The following is a 16,206-nucleotide window of genomic DNA, read 5'->3' on the forward strand; positions in this document are numbered from 1 at the left end:
TGTTCTCCTTTCATGGTCTTTGTTCATATTATATAAAGAAGTGATATGAAATGGATATAAGAAATCCGATGAGAGTAGAAAGGAGAGGGAGCGATGGAAGATCAAAGTATATTAGCAGGTTTTTTTGCTCTTAGTTTTGTTGCTATTGTTATTATTTTAATATGGGCATTTATTGCGTATTTGTTAACTGCATTTGCACTCTATACAATGGCAAAAAATGATGGTGCTGAAGATGGCATTCTTGCTTTTATTCCATTTTTAAATAGTAAAGTATGGGGGGATTTGGCAAGGGAGAAGTTACCTGATTTTTTGAAAGAAGGAGCTGGATGGAAAGTATTCGGTATATACGTTGCTTGTTTTATTTTGAACTTCATTCCAATCATAAGCCTTTTAGCAAGTGTTGTAGTACTCGTTCTGTCGATTTACTTAGTATACGCCATTTTGGAGCGTTATGGTACGAACGCAATATTATTTACAGTCATCCATGTGATAACATGTTCTATTTTTCTTCCGATTCACCTGTTTTTGATTCGAAATGAACCAACGAAATATTAGAATTTATTATGAATAATCATGTTGCATATTGTCGAACGGTCGATATGTTGTTCCGAACCGCCGATATATGATGGGAAATAGAAAGGGAAAAGGCTATCGCATCTAGCGATAGCCTTTTTTGGATAGTGATTCTAAGCGAGCCACTTCCGCTTTTTATGGAATCCAGCTTCAGTGGCTAGAATGTTCGGTGGCTTCGCTTCTTCCGCCGAGGCAAAGAGCGCCTCTATGTCAGGAGTTCCATCCCCTTCACATTCTAAGCGAGCCACTTCTGCTTTTTATGGAATCCAGCTTCAGTGGCTAGAATCTCCGGTCGTTTCGCCCCCTCGGACGAAGCAAAAAGCGCTTCTTTGTCGGATGCTCCAACGCCCTGCGATTCCAAACGAGCAACTTCCGCTTTTTATACTACATTAAGTAACGCAGATAAATATAAATGTGAGAAACAATTAATGAAACAATCATAATTGGGAAACCGACTTTTAAGAAGTCCACGTAGCTAAATCGGTGTCCTTCACGGCTTGCGATTCCAGCAACGATTACGTTAGCGGAAGCACCGATTAATGTTCCGTTTCCACCTAGACAGGCTCCTAATGCTAATGACCACCATAATACATCGATTTGTGCATCAGAAGGTGATAGACCAAGACCGACTGCCATATCGTTAATAAGTGGAATCATTGTTGCAACGAACGGAATGTTATCGATTGTTGCTGAAGCAATGCCGGATACCCATAAAATAAGGATGGATGCGTAAGAAATATCTCCGCCTGTTAAACCGATTACTTTTTGGGCTAACATTTTGATAAGTCCGATATCAATAAGTCCACCAACGAGTACGAATAGACCAGCAAAGAAGAAAATTGTAATCCACTCTACGTGAGCGAATACTTCTTCAATTTCATGCTCTTTTACACCGATTAGCATAAGTACAGTAGCACCTGTTAATGCGATTACTGCGGCGTCAATGTGGAAAATAGAATGAGTCATAAAACCGAGGATTGTAAGTCCAAGTACAGTTAAAGATTTTTTCATTAGTACAGCATCTTTAATGTATTGTTTTTCGTCTAAGCTCATTAGTTTTTTAATTTGTACAGGGTCAGCAATTAACTGCTTGCGGTACATAAAGTAAATCATTATCGCGGTAACAGCGATAATAATTAGTACGATTGGGGCTAAGTTGAATAAGAAAGCATTAAAATCTAAATGCTTGTTTGCAGAACCAATCATAATGTTTGGTGGGTCACCAATTAATGTTGCAGTTCCCCCAATATTTGAAAAAATAATTTCGGAAAGTAAATATGGAACAGGATTTACTTGTAAAATGCGCGTAATAGATAAAGTAACGGGAACAACAAGAAGTACAGTTGTTACGTTATCTAGAAATGCGGAACCGAGCGCGGTAAGCAAAGAAAGAGAAATTAAGATTTTAATTGGATTTCCTTGTGCTTGTTTAGCGGCTTTAATTGCAACATATTGGAATACGCCTGATTTACTTGTGATGTTTACTAATATCATCATGCCGATCAGTAGCGTGATGGTTCCCCATTCAATATGTTTTGTAAAAGCGTTGTGCAAGTCGACGACACCAAAGATGACCATAAGTGCCGCACCGAGAAGCGCGATAACAGCACGGTTAATTTTTTCTGAAATGATAATGGCATATGTAATTAGAAAGACTGCGATTGCAAAGTAATATTGCCAGTTAGCGATTTYTTGCGTTGTTTCGTGCAAAAATTCCATCTCCTTTCGGGTACTTTTCTTAGTGTGTCATAAATTTCTGGAAGAAACACACTTAAAGCCATTATAAAGTAGAAAAATGTCGGATGTAAATGAAAGGGTTTGTTTTGTCATATTTTCTGTACAAATGAATTTTTCTTCTTTTTAAAAATATTTGTGGTTATTTGACATATACATAAGATACATCCAATCTGAATGTATCTTATGTAATAGCATTCGAGCCTGTTCGTGTAGGAGTACAAAGTAGACAGAATGATAAGGAAGGGATCGTATGGATGGACAACAATTTTTATTTTTGGATTTTGAGTTCACGATGCCTCAAAATAGGAAGAAACCAAAGGGTTTTTTTCCAGAAATTATTGAGGTAGGACTCGTATCAGTTGTTGATTGTGTAGTGGAAGATACGTATTCATCGTATGTACGACCGGAAACTTTTTCATGCTTAACAGAGCGGTGTAAAAAATTTTTAGGAATTAATCAGGAAGCGGTAGACGGAGGGATTTCTTTTTTGGAACTTGTCGAGAAACTTGTACAATATGAAAAACGTCGTCAAACAACAATTGTAACGTGGGGTAATATGGATATGAAAGTATTGAAGCATAATTGTGAGGCCATAGGTGCCGAGTTTCCTTTTTCGGGGCAATGCCGAGATTTATCACTCGAGTATAAACGTTTCTTTGGCGAACGGAATCAAACTGGATTATGGAAAGCGATTGAAGCGTACGGGAAAGTAGGAACAGGAAAGCATCATTGCGCGCTTGATGATGCGATAACGACCTATAATATTTTTAAACTAGTTGAAAAGGATAAAGAATATTTAGTAAAGCCATCTCCCCCGACTTTAGGTGAGCTCATCGATTTTTCAAAGGTGTTAAAGAAAGTGAGTACACAATAGCGACCAAATTACAAACTGTGTAATTTGGTCGTTTTGTTTTTTTTACAGCTTGTAATCTTGTTTTAACTGCTGGAGTACCTGCAAACTACGCCTCGCAAACGGACCGTCATTTTCTGAGAATTCATTCATTTGTGCTTCTAATGCGGATTGTAAGGATTCTTTATAATCCGGAATATCGCCCTCGTATTTTTTCACCATTTGCYGCGGGATATTTGTTTGCTCCCTGAATGCTAAAGCGCGTCTTTCATGGAAAAATGGAACATCCGCTTGTTTTACATTATGTAAATCACCTTGCGTCGGATGTTTTAAAATAGCTAACACTTTCACAACGTAACTTCCAGGACGGCTGTTTGTAATTTCACCGATATACTTTCCTGTTTTATAGATACCAGTAACGATATCACCAATTTGGAATGTTTCGTTCATATTTTTCACCTCAACTTTATAGTAAGGAAAGTGAGGAATAGAGTCAAAGAAATCATTTGCGGGAGAATGATTTTGAGAAGTTAGGTGTGCTTGTGATCAGAGAAATGTTATAATTCGAAATAATATAACAGAAAATTCTGAGGGATCGAAAGGATGAAGGTATGCATCGTTTGCTTCGATGAATTCACAGATATAGATGTATTTTTGCCGTGGGATTTACTGAATAGAGTAAACTTGATTGGAAGAATAAAAAATTGGGACGTTAAACTTGTAGGGAGGAGTGATCTTCATGATGCCTTTATATTTTCCGGAAGATAAAACAGAATATATTATTCCAGGGATTGTTTGTGTTTTATTTATAATCGGTGCGATTGCAACATGGCGCATGTTTATTCGCGTATCAAAGAGAGAGGCGGAACGTTTGGAGAAAGTGGAGCGCAAGCTGTTAGCGGAAAAGAAACACTAATTCGGTTTTGTATGTTTCCCTCTATGCTCGGACAATCTAAGGGCAGAATGTATTCTGGAGGGAATTGTGATGAAAAAGCAGCTTTTATTCGGGTGTTGTTTGCTGTTTCTTATGGCAGGTTGTGATAAAGGAAATCCGAAAGAAATCGATGTGAAATTATATAATGCTTCTGGTGATAAAGTTGGAACAGCAAAAGTGAAGCAGCAAACAAGTGGTGTGAAAATATCCATTAAGGCAGAAGGATTTTCGCCAGGTGCACATGGATTACATATTCATGAAATTGGAGAGTGTAAAGCACCACGTTTTATATCAGCTGGTAATCATTTTAATTTAGAGAAGAAAAAGAAACATGGACTTATGAATCCAAAAGGTGCAGAGAATGGTGATTTGCCGAATGTTATTGCGGATGATACAGGAAAGATTAAGGCGGAGATTGAAGCGCCTAATGTATCACTTCAAGAAGGGAAAACAACGCTGCATCGAAAAGATGGTGCGTCTATCATTATTACGGAAAAGCCTGATGATGGTATGACGCAGCCTGCTGGAAATTCAGGGAATCGAATTGCTTGTGGCGTCATTGTAGAAAAGGCAGCCGCTAAGAAAAAGTAGAAGCTACCTTTGAAAGGGTAGCTTTTTTTAGTTAATTATGAAAATACACACTTAAGTCTATGTAGTATTTCTTCAAGTTGTCTTCTTGAACAGCCGATGTTAATCCGAATATGCTGTTCTCCACCTGCTCCGTATTTTTCACCTGGTTCAACGATAATTTTCCCGTTTTCTTCAAGCTGTTTTGTTCGTTCTTTTTGAGATAGGTCAAGGCGAGAACAGTCGACCCATAGTAAAAAAGTACCTTCTGATTGAATAACGGAAAGGGTAGGGATATGCTGCTTGATAAATTCACAAGCAAATCGGGCATTTTCTTCTATATATAAACGCATTTCTACTAGCCAATCGTTACACTCTGTATAGGCGCTTTGCATTGCTACATAAGCAAATGTATTTAACCCATGAAAGCCTTGACGGTGTTGCACAGATGTAAAGGCATGTCGAAGTTTTTTGTCAGGAATAATAATAATAGATGCCTGTAAGCCTGCGATATTAAATGTTTTACTTGGCGCCATGCAAGTGATTGTACGCGCTGCTAATTGTTTTGACAATGAAGCAAGTGGCGTGTGTGTATGACCTGAGAAAATAATGTCTGCATGAATTTCATCTGAGATAACGGTTACATTATATTGTTCACATAGCATGCCGAGTTTTGTAAGCTCATCCTTTGTCCAAACGCGACCAACCGGGTTGTGTGGACTACAAAGAAACATAAGTTTTACACCTTGCTGAAACTGTGTTTCCAAATGTTCAAAATCCATTGTGTATGTGCCACCCTGTAAAAGTAATGGACTTTCCCATACATGACGGTTATTTTTTGTGATCATGTCAAAGAATGGGGGATAAATAGGTGGTTGTACAAGTACGGCATCATTTTCAGTTGTGAAAGCCTGTACACTAGTGCTAAGAGCAGGAACGATACCTGAACTAAATACAATCCATTCTTCTTTTATATCCCAATTGTATGCACTTTTTGTCCAACGACAAATAATATCTGTTATTTCTTCAGGTGGCATTGTATATCCGAAAATAGGATGCCCAAGGCGTTTCTGCAGTGCAGATTGAATTGGCTCTGGAATAGGAAAATCCATATCTGCAATCCATGCGTGTAACAATTCTTCATTCTTATATGTATCCCACTTTACACTATGTGTTCCCCGGCGGTTTACAGTTTTATGAAATTGCTGCATCTTTTTTGCTCCCTTCTACTTGAATCTATGATTTTGTAAAAGTTCCTCCCTTCTTCTAGAATAGCTGATATGATACGATAAAGAAAAGAGTGAAAAATAGGAAAAGGCGGGAAGTAGATGGGCGCATATGAAAAGATGGTGGAAATGGTGAAGAATTGGGATCCTTTTCAAATGGGATCGGAATTTTATGAAACAGAAGCAAGCGATGTTGTGTACGTGGTAAGTGCGTTTGACGATCCGAAATATATTGCAAAAAAAATACAGCATATTTATTTTATGTCGTTTGAAGAAATACCAGCTATTGAAAAATGCGAGAAATTAGCACAGGAATTACTCGTACTAAAAGAAGGCGGAAGTTGTTCATTGTAGGCTGTCGGAAGTTCCGACAGCTTTTTTTAGTAGGAAGTTTATCCCGCATTAACTGGCAGTAGCACTCCCACCTCAAGATTCAGCGAAAGCAAAGAAATTAGATCGGGGATGAAGACCTCCTACTGAATAAAGTTTCACTTTATATCGTACCTTGTAGAATGGTTGATATGTTGTGTCGAAGTGCCGATATATATATGAATACTATTGTGCTGAAAATGCTATGATTTCTTCATATACATGCTCTGGCTTTTCCTCTGGTAGCAAGTGTCCTGTATTGTCGTATGAAATAAATGTAGAGTTTGGCAAGTCTTTGTGTAGCCGGTGCCCGACATGAACGGGAACAACGCGGTCTTTTTCACCCCAAATGAGTAAGGTTGGGGTCTCGATTTTTCGTAATTCAGCTGATGATAAATCTCCTTCTCGGTCCCTGATCATTCGCGTTAAGGCAGGGAAAATGCGGTTATCATAAAAGGGAGCAGCGTACCCTTCCATCATTTCATCATCAATTAAAGAGTGGTCATGAACGACATTCATTAAATTATGAACGATGCCTCTTCTTATAATCCAATTTTTTACGTATAAATGAAAGAACGGTAAATAGGAAGAGTAGATGAGCGGGAACTTTGCTCGTGTTAAGTAGCTTGAGCTACATAGTAAGATTGTTTTTGTAATTAAATCAGGACGTATGCGATTGACATAGAGTGAGATTTGTCCGCCCATTGAATGACCGACTAGCACAATGTTTTGAAGTGCTAAGTGTTCCATTAAATCGATAATTATAGTTGCTAAATTATGATAGGAATATATAAATTGGTTGGACTTATCACTTTTTCCGAACGGTGGTAAATCAAGTGCGACAACTGTTCCTTCTTTTGCAAGCAGTGGGATAAGTCGTCGATAACTAAATGAGGATGAGAGAAAACCGTGAACGAGTACAAAAGTTGGTTTTTCCTCATTACTCTGGTGTTCATACAACTCGTAATGAACAGTAGTGCCGCGAGTGGAAAAAGTGAAGTAGGGATGCTCTAGCTCATGTTTCATTTTCTTTCACTCCATTGATTTTTTTCATATCATCTCCTAGTAGAAAAAGATTTATGTTAACAAAAAAAGGCAAGATGGGGGTCCATCCTACCTTTTTCAGTGCTAAGTGTTATCCTCGTATAATATTAGGCGGTGTTTTTCCTTGTAACCCTGCAACTAAATTCTCTGCAGCGGTCATTGCCATTTGGTGTCTTGTCTTTAATGTCGCAGATCCGATGTGCGGCAGCGTAACAACGTTTGTTAAAGATAATAACGGATTATCTTTTTCGACCGGTTCCTGTGTAAATGTATCGATACCTGCTGCAAAGATTTTCTTTTGTTTCAGTGCGTCGATTAATGCAGGTTCATCAACTGTTTTCCCGCGGGAAGCATTAATGAAAATAGCTGTTTCTTTCATTAATGAAAATTCTTTTTCTCCAATGAGCTGATATGTTTCTTCTGTTAATGGCGTTAAAAGAACAATGAAATCAGATTGCTTTAGTAGTGTGTGTAAATCACAATACGCGGCATCAAATTTTTGTTCGGCCTCTTCCTTACGACGCCGATTATAATAAAGGACATTCATATCAAATCCAAATTTTGCGCGCTTGGCAACAGCTTCTCCAATTCGCCCCATTCCAATAATCCCAATTGTACTATGATGTACATCCAGTCCGAAGTGTTTTTTTGTAATTTCGGCATTCCAATTACCGTCTTTTACATAAGAATCAAGCTCACATACGCGTCGTCCAGCTGATAGCATAAGAGCGAAAACAAGATCGGCCACTGTATCATCTAATACATATGGAGTATTCGTTCCAATCACGTTTCTGCCCTGCATCGCTTCTAAATCAAAGTTATCATAGCCAACAGAAATGTTGCTCACAACTTTTAAGTGAGGAGCTGCTCGCAATAACTCTTCGTCGATTTTTGTCCCAAAGTTAAGCAAGCCATGTTTATCTTTTATTTTTTCTAATAGAACTTCACGAGGAATCTTTTCATTACTATCCCATTTTTCATATTCACAATGCTCGGAGAGATATGTTTCTACAAATTTTGGAACGCGTTCAGCGATATATACTTTTGGTTTCACGGTTTCCGCCCCTTTCTTTTTCATTTTTACATAATTCTCTAAAAAAATCTTCTTTTCAAACATAAAAAGGTGTCTGTATAATTTAAAAACAAACAAAAGGAAGGATGAAGAATATGGTGACTGAAAAAGAATTAGAATTATTAGCTTGTCTTGAAAAAAGTAGTCGTTTATCCGTAGAAACTTTAGCAAAAATGTTAAATATAAAAGTAGAAGCAGTAAAAGAAATGGTTGAGAAATTAGAAAGAGAAAAAATCATTGTTGATTATGTTACACATATAGATTGGACAAAAGTAAAAGAACATAGTGGTTTAACAGCTATGATTGATGTGAAAGTTACACCGAAGCACGGTGTTGGCTTTGATTCTGTTGCAGAACAAATTTATCGTTATTCAGAAGTGAAATCGGTTTATTTAATGTCAGGGACATACGATCTTTCTATTACGTTGGAAGGAAAAAGTATGAGTGAAGTGGCAAGTTTTGTTTCTGAAAAGTTAGCAACAATTGAATCAGTTGTGTCAACAACAACACATTTTATTTTGAAAAAATATAAACATGAGGGACTTATTTATGACAAAACTGATGATGATAAACGGATTGTGGTGGCACCATGAAGCAGTTTGAACTATCAAGAGCAGCAGAATCTTTACAACCATCCGGTATCCGTAAGTTTTTTGACTTAGCGGCAGGTATGAAAGGTGTTATTTCACTAGGAGTGGGAGAGCCGGATTTTGTTACACCATGGCATGTGAGACAGGCATGTATTCGTTCGTTAGAAGAAGGATACACAGCATATACTGCGAATGCAGGATTATTGGAGTTACGTCAAGAAATAGCAAAGTATCTTCAAAAGCAATTTCATGTTTCCTATAATGCAGATGAAGAAATTATTGTTACAGTTGGAGCGAGCCAAGCGTTAGATGTTGCGATGCGCGCTATTGTAAATCCTGGCGACGAAGTGATCATCATTGAACCGAGCTTTGTATCATATGGCCCACTTGTTACATTAGCTGGAGGAGTGCCAGTTCCGGTAGCAACTTCATTAGAGAATGCATTTAAAGTACAGTCGGAGCAAATTGAAGCAGCGATTACAACAAAAACAAAAGCAATTTTACTTTGTTCTCCAAATAATCCAACAGGAGCACTTCTAAACAAGTCTGAATTAGAAAAGTTAGCAGTAATCGTTGAAAAATATAATCTCATTGTATTATCTGATGAAATTTATGCGGAGCTTGTATATGACGAGGCTTATACGAGTTTTGCGAGCATAAAAAATATGCGTGATCATACGATTTTAATTTCAGGATTTTCAAAAGGATTTGCGATGACTGGATGGCGCCTTGGAATGATTGCGGCCCCTGTCCACTTTTCAGAGTTGATGCTGAAAATTCATCAATATTCAATGATGTGCGCACCAACGATGTCACAATTTGCAGCATTAGAAGCGCTTCGTTTTGGAAATGATGAAGTCATTCGAATGAGAGAAAGTTATAAAAAGCGCCGTAATTTTATGACGACATCGTTTAATGAAATGGGTTTAACGTGTCATGTGCCAGGCGGAGCATTCTATGTGTTTCCTTCGATTTCTTCAACAGGATTATCCTCAGCAGAATTTGCGGAACAATTATTGCTAGAAGAAAAAGTTGCAGTTGTACCTGGAAGTGTGTTTGGTGAGAGCGGTGAAGGGTTTATTCGATGTTCATATGCAACTTCGCTTGAACAATTAATGGAAGCTATGAAGCGAATGAAACGATTTGTAGAAAATAAAAAAAGGACAAAACAGAATACGTTTTGTCCATAAAAGGGGGGGAATACTAGAAAGCCATGTGTTAGTATTCTATCCCAATATTTGAAAATTATACTTACTAAAGGAAACTTTTTCATGAATTTTGAATGAAATGGGAGCTGGTGGTATAATTTACTAATATAGAGTGAAGTTTTTCTCAAGTGGGATATTTCTTTCCGCTTGAGAATGAGTCTTCACCAATTGGATATTTATGAGCAGTTACTCACTTTGCGTATACATGCGTTTAAATGTTGAGGTGGGTACTTTTACTGCAACCTGCAAATAGCAGGGAAACTGGTAAACGTATGGGAGTGTTTCATATGTCAGAACAATACACAACAGGAGTGGTTGTAAAAGGGAAAGTAACTGGAATTCAAGATTACGGTGCATTTGTAGCATTGGATCAAGAAACACAAGGACTTGTGCATATATCTGAAATTACAAATGGGTATGTAAAAGATATTCATGATTTTTTAAAGGTTGGAGATATAGTAGAAGTAAAGGTACTTTCAATTGATGAAGAACACAGAAAAATGAGTTTATCGTTAAAAGCAGCAAAGCGTAAGCAAGGAAGAATTATCGTACCAAATCCATCTGATAAAGGATTCAATACGCTTCGTGAGAAGTTAACAGAGTGGATTGAAGAATCACAGTTAATAAAATAAAAGAGAATCGCTAATTTAGCGATTCTCTTTTATTTTATTATGATATATATTAGCAAATATGATTGCATGCAATCATATTCGTATGTCGGATGGGAAGTACGAAGTCCGTGCCTTATTATCGAACTTCGCGTGTTTCTGGGTGTGTTCCGAGATTTTCGGATGGTTTAAATAATAAGCCAAGGTTAATCAGCCCAGAAATACCAACGATACCGTAAATGATTCGTGCAAGTGCTGAACTTTGCCCACCGAAGATAGCTGCTACTAAATCAAATTGAAAGAATCCAATTAGTCCCCAGTTGACGGCACCAATTACAGTGAATACTAAAGCAATACGTTGTAAAGTACTCATCTTGAGTAATCCTCCTTAAATTTGAAGCATAAGCAAGCCTTTAGTTTTCGTGAGTAGTAAGAATCCACCTATATGAGGTTGGTGGGTATAAAGCGAAATCCGAAAATGGAAGTGCACCTTATACAACTTAACTCTGTTATAGAATGACTCTCCTTTGTTGTTTTTATACACAAAAAAATATTCATCATATGATGTATATACATCTATACTTTAAAATGCGGATTTTTATGCAAAAAATGAACTTTTTCTAAAAAATACATATTGGTTACGTTTACAATTCTCCAATTGCTTGATTTACAATCCCAGTTTCGCTAAAGTGAATACAGAAATACATATACATAATTGGAGGGAAAAAGATGAGCACACATGTGACGTTCGATTATTCTAAAGCGTTATCGTTCATCAGTGAACAAGAACTAACTTATTTACGTGATGCAGTAAAAGTATCACACCATGCAATCCATGAAAAAACTGGAGCTGGGAACGATTTCCTTGGGTGGGTAGAGCTTCCGCTTCAATATGACAAAGAAGAATTTGCTCGCATTCAAAAGAGTGCAGAGAAAATTAAAAATGACTCTGACATTTTACTTGTTATAGGTATTGGTGGTTCTTACTTAGGAGCACGTGCAGCAATTGAAATGTTAAACCATTCTTTCTACAACACGCTTTCTAAAGAACAACGCAAAACTCCACAAGTGCTATTTGTTGGACAAAACATTAGCTCCACTTATATGAAAGATTTAATGGATGTATTAGAAGGTAAAGATTTCTCCATTAACGTTATTTCCAAATCAGGTACAACAACAGAACCTGCAATTGCATTCCGTGTTTTCCGTAAATTATTAGAAGAGAAATATGGAAAAGAAGAAGCGCGTAGACGTATTTATGCAACAACTGATAAAGCGCGTGGTGCTTTAAAAACATTAGCTGACGAAGAAGGATACGAAACATTCGTAATTCCAGATGATGTTGGCGGTCGTTTCTCTGTATTAACACCAGTTGGTTTATTACCAATTGCAGTGAGTGGTTTAAATATTGAAGAGATGATGCAAGGTGCAGCTGCCGGACATAATGACTTTGCGAAATCTGAGCTGGAAGAAAACCCTGCTTACCAATATGYAGTTGTACGTAATGCTCTATATAATAAAGGAAAAACGATTGAAATGCTTGTTAACTATGAGCCAGCACTTCAATATTTTGCTGAGTGGTGGAAACAACTATTTGGCGAAAGTGAAGGGAAAGATCAAAAAGGAATTTTCCCATCTTCAGCAAACTTCTCTACTGATTTACATTCATTAGGTCAATACATTCAAGAAGGACGTCGTGACTTATTTGAAACAGTTCTTAAAGTAGGAAAATCTACACATGAACTAAAAATTGAATTAGATGAGAGCGATTTAGATGGTCTGAACTACCTTGCTGGTGAAACAGTAAACTTCGTAAACACAAAAGCATACGAAGGTACATTACTAGCTCATAGTGATGGCGGGGTACCAAACTTAATCGTAAACATTCCAGAATTAAATGAATACACATTCGGTTACCTTGTATACTTCTTCGAAAAGGCATGTGCGATGAGCGGTTACCTATTAGGCGTAAATCCATTTGACCAACCAGGTGTAGAAGCATACAAGAAAAACATGTTTGCTCTTCTTGGAAAACCAGGATTCGAAGAATTAAAAGCAGAATTAGAAGAACGTTTGAAGTAAGAAAAGCGGAAGCGGCTTGCTCAGAACCGCAGGGCATTGGAGTTCTCGACGAAGAAGTGTTTTTTACTTCGACCGAGAGAGTGAAATGACCGGAGGTTCTAGCCGCTGTATGTAGCTGAACAAAGAAAAGCGGAAAAAGCTATCGGGATAGTCCCGATAGCTTTTTTTATTGGAAAGATTGGGATGAGACTTGTCGAATGTTGCTGAATAGACGATAAGTTGTGTCGAATCGCCGATATATCGATATTAGAACAAATATGAATCGGGCATGCTAAGGAAAAAGTCTAGGAAGGATGAATAGCTTGATTCCAATTCAATCAAATTTAGAAGGCCATACATATGCCCTTTTTAAATTAGAAGAAGTATTAAAACCGCTTGGTTATAGTATCGGCGGCAATTGGGATTACGAGAAAGGATGCTTCGATTATAAAATAGATGAGGAAGATGGGTATCAATTTTTAAGAGTACCATTTACAGCAGTTGAAGGAGAGCTGGATGTACCGGGAGTAGTTGTTCGCCTTGATACACCGTATCTTCTTTCACATGTATACCAAGACGAACTGGATGATCAGGTAAATACATTAGCAGCTGGAGCAAGTGGGTTAGATCAATTTGCAGAGCCACAAGATGCAGATGGGAATATAAAAAGAAAATATATTGATATTGGAAAGGCATTAGTAAAAGAGTTGGAAAAGCATCTCATTAATGTTTAATTACGATAAATACGTCGCTTTCAATAGTAACGAAGGAATGAATGGGATTGATGTGATATTGTTCATTCCGCTGCACACCTAGCAGTAGGATGCCTTGTTTTAAAAGGAGGCTACTGCAAGCCTCGAAAGTTTTTCCGCTATAAGATGTAGGAACAGTCATCAGCTGCAATTTACTTTCCGAGATTTCATTATAAAGTGTAAATAATACACCTGAAATAGAAGGGAATAAAAGAGATGCAGTAAAGACGTAGCTTGTTAATTTATTTCCTTCTATAATTTCTGTCGCTCCCGCTCTAGTTGCATTTTGAACTTGTTCAGAAGTGAGTAGTTCAGCGATACAGTGAATATTTGGATTCAGTCCTTTAGCAGTTAAAATGTTTAAAATTGATTGTGTGTCAGCTAAGCTTTCATTTTTTTCTTTATCTGCCGTTATTAAAATCGTATGGGCTGTTTTAATATTTGCTTTTAATAAAGTTTGATCATGGTGTGGACATCCTTTAATAAACTCTAAGTGATGGAAAGGTTTTGGAAGCAACGGAAGGGTTTCGTCGATGAGTACGATATCAAGGTCTGGTTGTAACACATGCATTTGGCTCACGACTTGTTTTGCGCGCTCATTCCAGCCGACAATAATCATATGACCGTGACAAGAAGCAGCTTCTTCGCCTTTAATTTTCATATATTGCTTACTAATCATTTCGGTAGCGAATAATACCATATAATAGGAGCAGAAACCTGTGCCTAATAAAATGAGAATCATGCCTGTAAGTTTTCCTACAGGTGTATGCGGAACGTAATCACCGTAACCGACAGTAAAGGTTGTAACAAGTGCCCACCAGATTCCATCAAACCATGTAGAAAAGTAAGTGGGTTCTAATTTATATATTAGAAAACCAAAAACAGTAATAAGTACAACAATGAAGCTAATTAAGCGGAAAATAATGGAGTCGCGAAATACATCTACTAGGTTAGCTCGTGATTTCAAACTTATATTCCTCCTCATTTTGTATAGCTACATTGTTACCATTATGAAAAAAAGAAAAACTCTCTGTTTTGTAAGAGAGTCTTTTCAGTAGTTCATAAGGAATACTACATACTTTCAACTTCCGTTTGCTGTACACTTTCTAAATGTTGCAGCGCATAATAGACGTCAGCTGTATGTCTTTTTTGATCGACAGACAATTTTAGTTGTAAAAAGTGTGAACCATTTTCTAATGTTTTGAGTTTCATGTTTTTTACTTTTATGTCCATTGCTTTTATTTCTTCAATAACAATAGGGATATTGTTCATATTGCTTACAACAAGTTTGACAGCGATATCTCGTTGCCGGAGTGACCTAGGACCTAAAACTTTCATTGTTAATGGAATGAGTTCGACGCTAATCATAAGAAAACACATGCCGAAAATTGCTTCAAGATAAAAACCAGCCCCCACAGCGATTCCAATACCGGAAGCTCCCCAAATCATAGCGGCGGTAGTTAAGCCTGCAATACTGTCATTTCCTCTTCTTAAAATAACACCGGCACCTAAAAAACCAATTCCAGATACAATTTGAGCTGCAAGGCGAAGGGGGTCCATGTTGATATGATCTGTATGAGGTAAGTTATAAGCTGATTTAATAGAAACAATCGTGAGGAGACAGCTAATAATTGAAATGACTAAGCACGTTTTTAAGCCAAGTGGTTTTCTTTTTAATTCACGTTCTAAACCGATAGCAAATCCTAAAATAGCAGAGAGACCTAACTTGATTAGTAAATCGGTATAGTCCATATGTATATTCCTCCTTGTGAGTTTGTTCGATGTAGTGGTGATGACAATCTATCAATAGAAAGTTCATCTTATAAAGTTGTGAATTGTATCTTTGTAAAGAATATGGATAAGAAGTTATAAACGCGTTGAGACGAACTGAAATGTAGAGAAAAACGGTGTTGATGGAAGATAAGCTGTATGTAAAGAAGAATATTCTATATAAAGTGAAACTTTAATCAGTGGGGGGGGTCTTCATCCCCCACTGATTATTAGTTGAACCAATCGGGCTTTTACGGACAGTTGATCCCCCACCTATCTTCCTCATTTCTCTCTGAACCTTGAGGTGGGGGTGTTACTGCCCGTTAATGCGGGATAAATACAAATTGAAAAACCGACACAAACCTTTTTTAGGTGGGAGAGAGAATCCGTCCATGCATAGAAGCGCCAACCCCATGCCAGGTGAAAGCAAGGAGAGGAACCGAATGCAGGTCACTTCTTGTTCTGTAATAGCAATGATTTATATGTTGGAAAATCAAAATGGATATATATATTATTAATTATATGACGTAAATAGAGAAACTTGGCTATTTTTTATAAAAAAGTTTTAAAAGGGTGTTGCATTTCATTTTTCCACATGATATATTAATAACCGTCGCTGATGCGAAACAGCAGAAAGCGAAAAAAGAAATTAAAAAACTTAGTTGACATCGAAAAATGAAGATGTTAACATAAGGAAGTCGCAAATGAGCGGCAAACAAGTTCTTTGAAAACTGAACGAAACAAACAACGTGAAACGTCAATTTTTATTTTAGATGCTAGACAAACTAACTTTATTGGAGAGTTTGATCCTGGCTCAGGATGAACGCTGGCGGCGTGCCTAATAC

Annotated in this window: 19 protein-coding genes and 1 pseudogene; 11 read left to right on the forward strand and 9 right to left on the reverse strand. The window is 37.3% G+C overall.

The window, feature by feature from the left end; genetic code table 11:
- The first annotated feature begins 93 nt into the window (after positions 1-93).
- On the forward strand, positions 94-555 hold the full coding sequence (locus AC1DIT_RS04690; RefSeq protein ID WP_003208937.1) for a hypothetical protein: 462 nt from the start codon (positions 94-96) through the stop codon (positions 553-555).
- A 131-nt stretch (positions 556-686) separates the two neighbouring features.
- Here the strand turns inward: AC1DIT_RS04690 and AC1DIT_RS04695 are convergent, their stop codons facing one another.
- Positions 687-821: a hypothetical protein gene (locus AC1DIT_RS04695; protein WP_077295385.1), complete on the reverse strand. Its 135-nt coding sequence runs from the start codon at positions 819-821 to the stop codon at positions 687-689.
- A 136-nt stretch (positions 822-957) separates the two neighbouring features.
- Positions 958-2,283, reverse strand: a complete 1,326-nt coding sequence (locus tag AC1DIT_RS04700; RefSeq protein WP_476998079.1) for an ArsB/NhaD family transporter — start codon at positions 2,281-2,283, stop codon at positions 958-960.
- 277 nt (positions 2,284-2,560) lie between these two features.
- Between AC1DIT_RS04700 and kapD the strand changes: the two genes are divergently transcribed.
- Positions 2,561-3,184: a 3'-5' exonuclease KapD gene (kapD, locus tag AC1DIT_RS04705; RefSeq protein ID WP_016112328.1), complete on the forward strand. Its 624-nt coding sequence runs from the start codon at positions 2,561-2,563 to the stop codon at positions 3,182-3,184.
- A gap of 42 nt (positions 3,185-3,226) precedes the next feature.
- Here kapD and kapB read toward each other — a convergent pair whose 3' ends face one another.
- Entirely contained in the window at positions 3,227-3,610 is a 384-nt protein-coding gene (gene kapB, locus AC1DIT_RS04710; protein ID WP_476998080.1) for a kinase-associated lipoprotein KapB, read from the reverse strand.
- A gap of 153 nt (positions 3,611-3,763) precedes the next feature.
- On the opposite strand from kapB, the pseudogene AC1DIT_RS04715 reads away from it, so the two are divergent.
- From AC1DIT_RS04715 to AC1DIT_RS04725, 3 genes and pseudogenes are all read left to right on the forward strand, one after another.
- A pseudogene (locus AC1DIT_RS04715) lies at positions 3,764-3,901 on the forward strand (ThiJ/PfpI family protein); the annotation flags it as partial.
- Positions 3,900-4,076: a hypothetical protein gene (locus AC1DIT_RS04720; RefSeq protein WP_003201612.1), complete on the forward strand. Its 177-nt coding sequence runs from the start codon at positions 3,900-3,902 to the stop codon at positions 4,074-4,076. The pseudogene AC1DIT_RS04715 and the gene AC1DIT_RS04720, both read left to right, overlap by 2 nt.
- A gap of 69 nt (positions 4,077-4,145) precedes the next feature.
- Positions 4,146-4,685: a superoxide dismutase family protein gene (locus AC1DIT_RS04725; protein WP_016132148.1), complete on the forward strand. Its 540-nt coding sequence runs from the start codon at positions 4,146-4,148 to the stop codon at positions 4,683-4,685.
- 35 nt (positions 4,686-4,720) lie between these two features.
- Here the strand turns inward: AC1DIT_RS04725 and AC1DIT_RS04730 are convergent, their stop codons facing one another.
- Positions 4,721-5,872, reverse strand: a complete 1,152-nt coding sequence (locus AC1DIT_RS04730; protein WP_016112324.1) for a MalY/PatB family protein — start codon at positions 5,870-5,872, stop codon at positions 4,721-4,723.
- Positions 5,873-5,989: 117 nt separating this feature from the next.
- Here AC1DIT_RS04730 and AC1DIT_RS04735 point away from each other — a divergent pair, with 117 nt between their 5' ends.
- Positions 5,990-6,241 carry a DUF1871 family protein gene (locus AC1DIT_RS04735; protein WP_016132146.1) on the forward strand — a complete coding sequence of 84 codons (252 nt, stop codon included), beginning with the start codon at positions 5,990-5,992 and terminating at the stop codon, positions 6,239-6,241.
- Between the two features lie 201 nt (positions 6,242-6,442).
- Here the strand turns inward: AC1DIT_RS04735 and AC1DIT_RS04740 are convergent, their stop codons facing one another.
- Positions 6,443-7,282, reverse strand: a complete 840-nt coding sequence (locus AC1DIT_RS04740) for an alpha/beta fold hydrolase (protein WP_016112322.1) — start codon at positions 7,280-7,282, stop codon at positions 6,443-6,445.
- 109 nt (positions 7,283-7,391) lie between these two features.
- The gene (locus tag AC1DIT_RS04745) at positions 7,392-8,378 is read right to left on the reverse strand and encodes a 2-hydroxyacid dehydrogenase (RefSeq protein ID WP_016132145.1); all 987 of its coding nucleotides are present in this window, start codon (positions 8,376-8,378) and stop codon (positions 7,392-7,394) included.
- Between the two features lie 89 nt (positions 8,379-8,467).
- Between AC1DIT_RS04745 and AC1DIT_RS04750 the strand changes: the two genes are divergently transcribed.
- The 3 genes from AC1DIT_RS04750 (at position 8,468) to yugI (ending at position 10,802) form a co-directional block, all read left to right on the forward strand.
- Complete coding sequence (locus AC1DIT_RS04750; protein ID WP_003201624.1) at positions 8,468-8,965, forward strand: Lrp/AsnC family transcriptional regulator; 498 nt, start codon at positions 8,468-8,470, stop codon at positions 8,963-8,965.
- A complete protein-coding gene (locus tag AC1DIT_RS04755) occupies positions 8,962-10,152 on the forward strand; it encodes an aminotransferase (protein WP_016132144.1) in 1,191 nt (396 codons plus the stop codon). The genes AC1DIT_RS04750 and AC1DIT_RS04755 overlap by 4 nt, the downstream gene beginning before the upstream one ends.
- Before the next feature lie 305 nt (positions 10,153-10,457).
- On the forward strand, positions 10,458-10,802 hold the full coding sequence (gene yugI / locus AC1DIT_RS04760; protein ID WP_016112319.1) for a S1 domain-containing post-transcriptional regulator GSP13: 345 nt from the start codon (positions 10,458-10,460) through the stop codon (positions 10,800-10,802).
- A 115-nt stretch (positions 10,803-10,917) separates the two neighbouring features.
- On the opposite strand, the gene AC1DIT_RS04765 is transcribed toward yugI, so the two are convergent.
- Entirely contained in the window at positions 10,918-11,151 is a 234-nt protein-coding gene (locus tag AC1DIT_RS04765) for a DUF378 domain-containing protein (protein WP_003201633.1), read from the reverse strand.
- 356 nt (positions 11,152-11,507) lie between these two features.
- On the opposite strand from AC1DIT_RS04765, the gene AC1DIT_RS04770 reads away from it, so the two are divergent.
- Both AC1DIT_RS04770 and AC1DIT_RS04775 read left to right on the forward strand, forming a co-directional pair.
- Positions 11,508-12,860, forward strand: a complete 1,353-nt coding sequence (locus AC1DIT_RS04770; protein WP_476998081.1) for a glucose-6-phosphate isomerase — start codon at positions 11,508-11,510, stop codon at positions 12,858-12,860.
- A 302-nt stretch (positions 12,861-13,162) separates the two neighbouring features.
- Positions 13,163-13,573, forward strand: a complete 411-nt coding sequence (locus AC1DIT_RS04775) for a YugN-like family protein (protein WP_016112317.1) — start codon at positions 13,163-13,165, stop codon at positions 13,571-13,573.
- Here AC1DIT_RS04775 and AC1DIT_RS04780 read toward each other — a convergent pair.
- Together AC1DIT_RS04780 and AC1DIT_RS04785 are read right to left on the reverse strand one after the other, a co-directional pair.
- Complete coding sequence (locus AC1DIT_RS04780) at positions 13,563-14,558, reverse strand: potassium channel family protein (RefSeq protein ID WP_016112316.1); 996 nt, start codon at positions 14,556-14,558, stop codon at positions 13,563-13,565. The two genes, AC1DIT_RS04775 and AC1DIT_RS04780, sit on opposite strands and share 11 nt — an antisense overlap.
- Positions 14,559-14,662: 104 nt before the next feature.
- Positions 14,663-15,343, reverse strand: coding sequence for an MgtC/SapB family protein (locus tag AC1DIT_RS04785; protein ID WP_003201638.1), 681 nt, complete (start codon positions 15,341-15,343; stop codon positions 14,663-14,665).
- Positions 15,344-16,206 lie beyond the last annotated feature (863 nt).

The organism is Bacillus sp. 05T22 (assembly GCF_056396765.1).

Excerpts from the sequence above, each read along its gene's own strand:
- AC1DIT_RS04690 (WP_003208937.1), top strand. The coding sequence starts at position 94 with ATGGAAGATCAAAGTATATTAGCAGGTTTTTTTGCTCTTAGTTTTGTT.
- kapD (WP_016112328.1), top strand. The coding sequence starts at position 2,561 with ATGGATGGACAACAATTTTTATTTTTGGATTTTGAGTTCACGATGCCT.
- AC1DIT_RS04720 (WP_003201612.1), top strand. The coding sequence starts at position 3,900 with ATGATGCCTTTATATTTTCCGGAAGATAAAACAGAATATATTATTCCA.
- AC1DIT_RS04725 (WP_016132148.1), top strand. The coding sequence starts at position 4,146 with ATGAAAAAGCAGCTTTTATTCGGGTGTTGTTTGCTGTTTCTTATGGCA.
- AC1DIT_RS04730 (WP_016112324.1), bottom strand. The coding sequence starts at position 5,872 with ATGCAGCAATTTCATAAAACTGTAAACCGCCGGGGAACACATAGTGTA.
- AC1DIT_RS04735 (WP_016132146.1), top strand. The coding sequence starts at position 5,990 with ATGGGCGCATATGAAAAGATGGTGGAAATGGTGAAGAATTGGGATCCT.
- AC1DIT_RS04740 (WP_016112322.1), bottom strand. The coding sequence starts at position 7,282 with ATGAAACATGAGCTAGAGCATCCCTACTTCACTTTTTCCACTCGCGGC.
- AC1DIT_RS04745 (WP_016132145.1), bottom strand. The coding sequence starts at position 8,378 with ATGAAAAAGAAAGGGGCGGAAACCGTGAAACCAAAAGTATATATCGCT.
- AC1DIT_RS04750 (WP_003201624.1), top strand. The coding sequence starts at position 8,468 with ATGGTGACTGAAAAAGAATTAGAATTATTAGCTTGTCTTGAAAAAAGT.
- AC1DIT_RS04755 (WP_016132144.1), top strand. The coding sequence starts at position 8,962 with ATGAAGCAGTTTGAACTATCAAGAGCAGCAGAATCTTTACAACCATCC.
- yugI (WP_016112319.1), top strand. The coding sequence starts at position 10,458 with ATGTCAGAACAATACACAACAGGAGTGGTTGTAAAAGGGAAAGTAACT.
- AC1DIT_RS04765 (WP_003201633.1), bottom strand. The coding sequence starts at position 11,151 with ATGAGTACTTTACAACGTATTGCTTTAGTATTCACTGTAATTGGTGCC.
- AC1DIT_RS04785 (WP_003201638.1), bottom strand. The coding sequence starts at position 15,343 with ATGGACTATACCGATTTACTAATCAAGTTAGGTCTCTCTGCTATTTTA.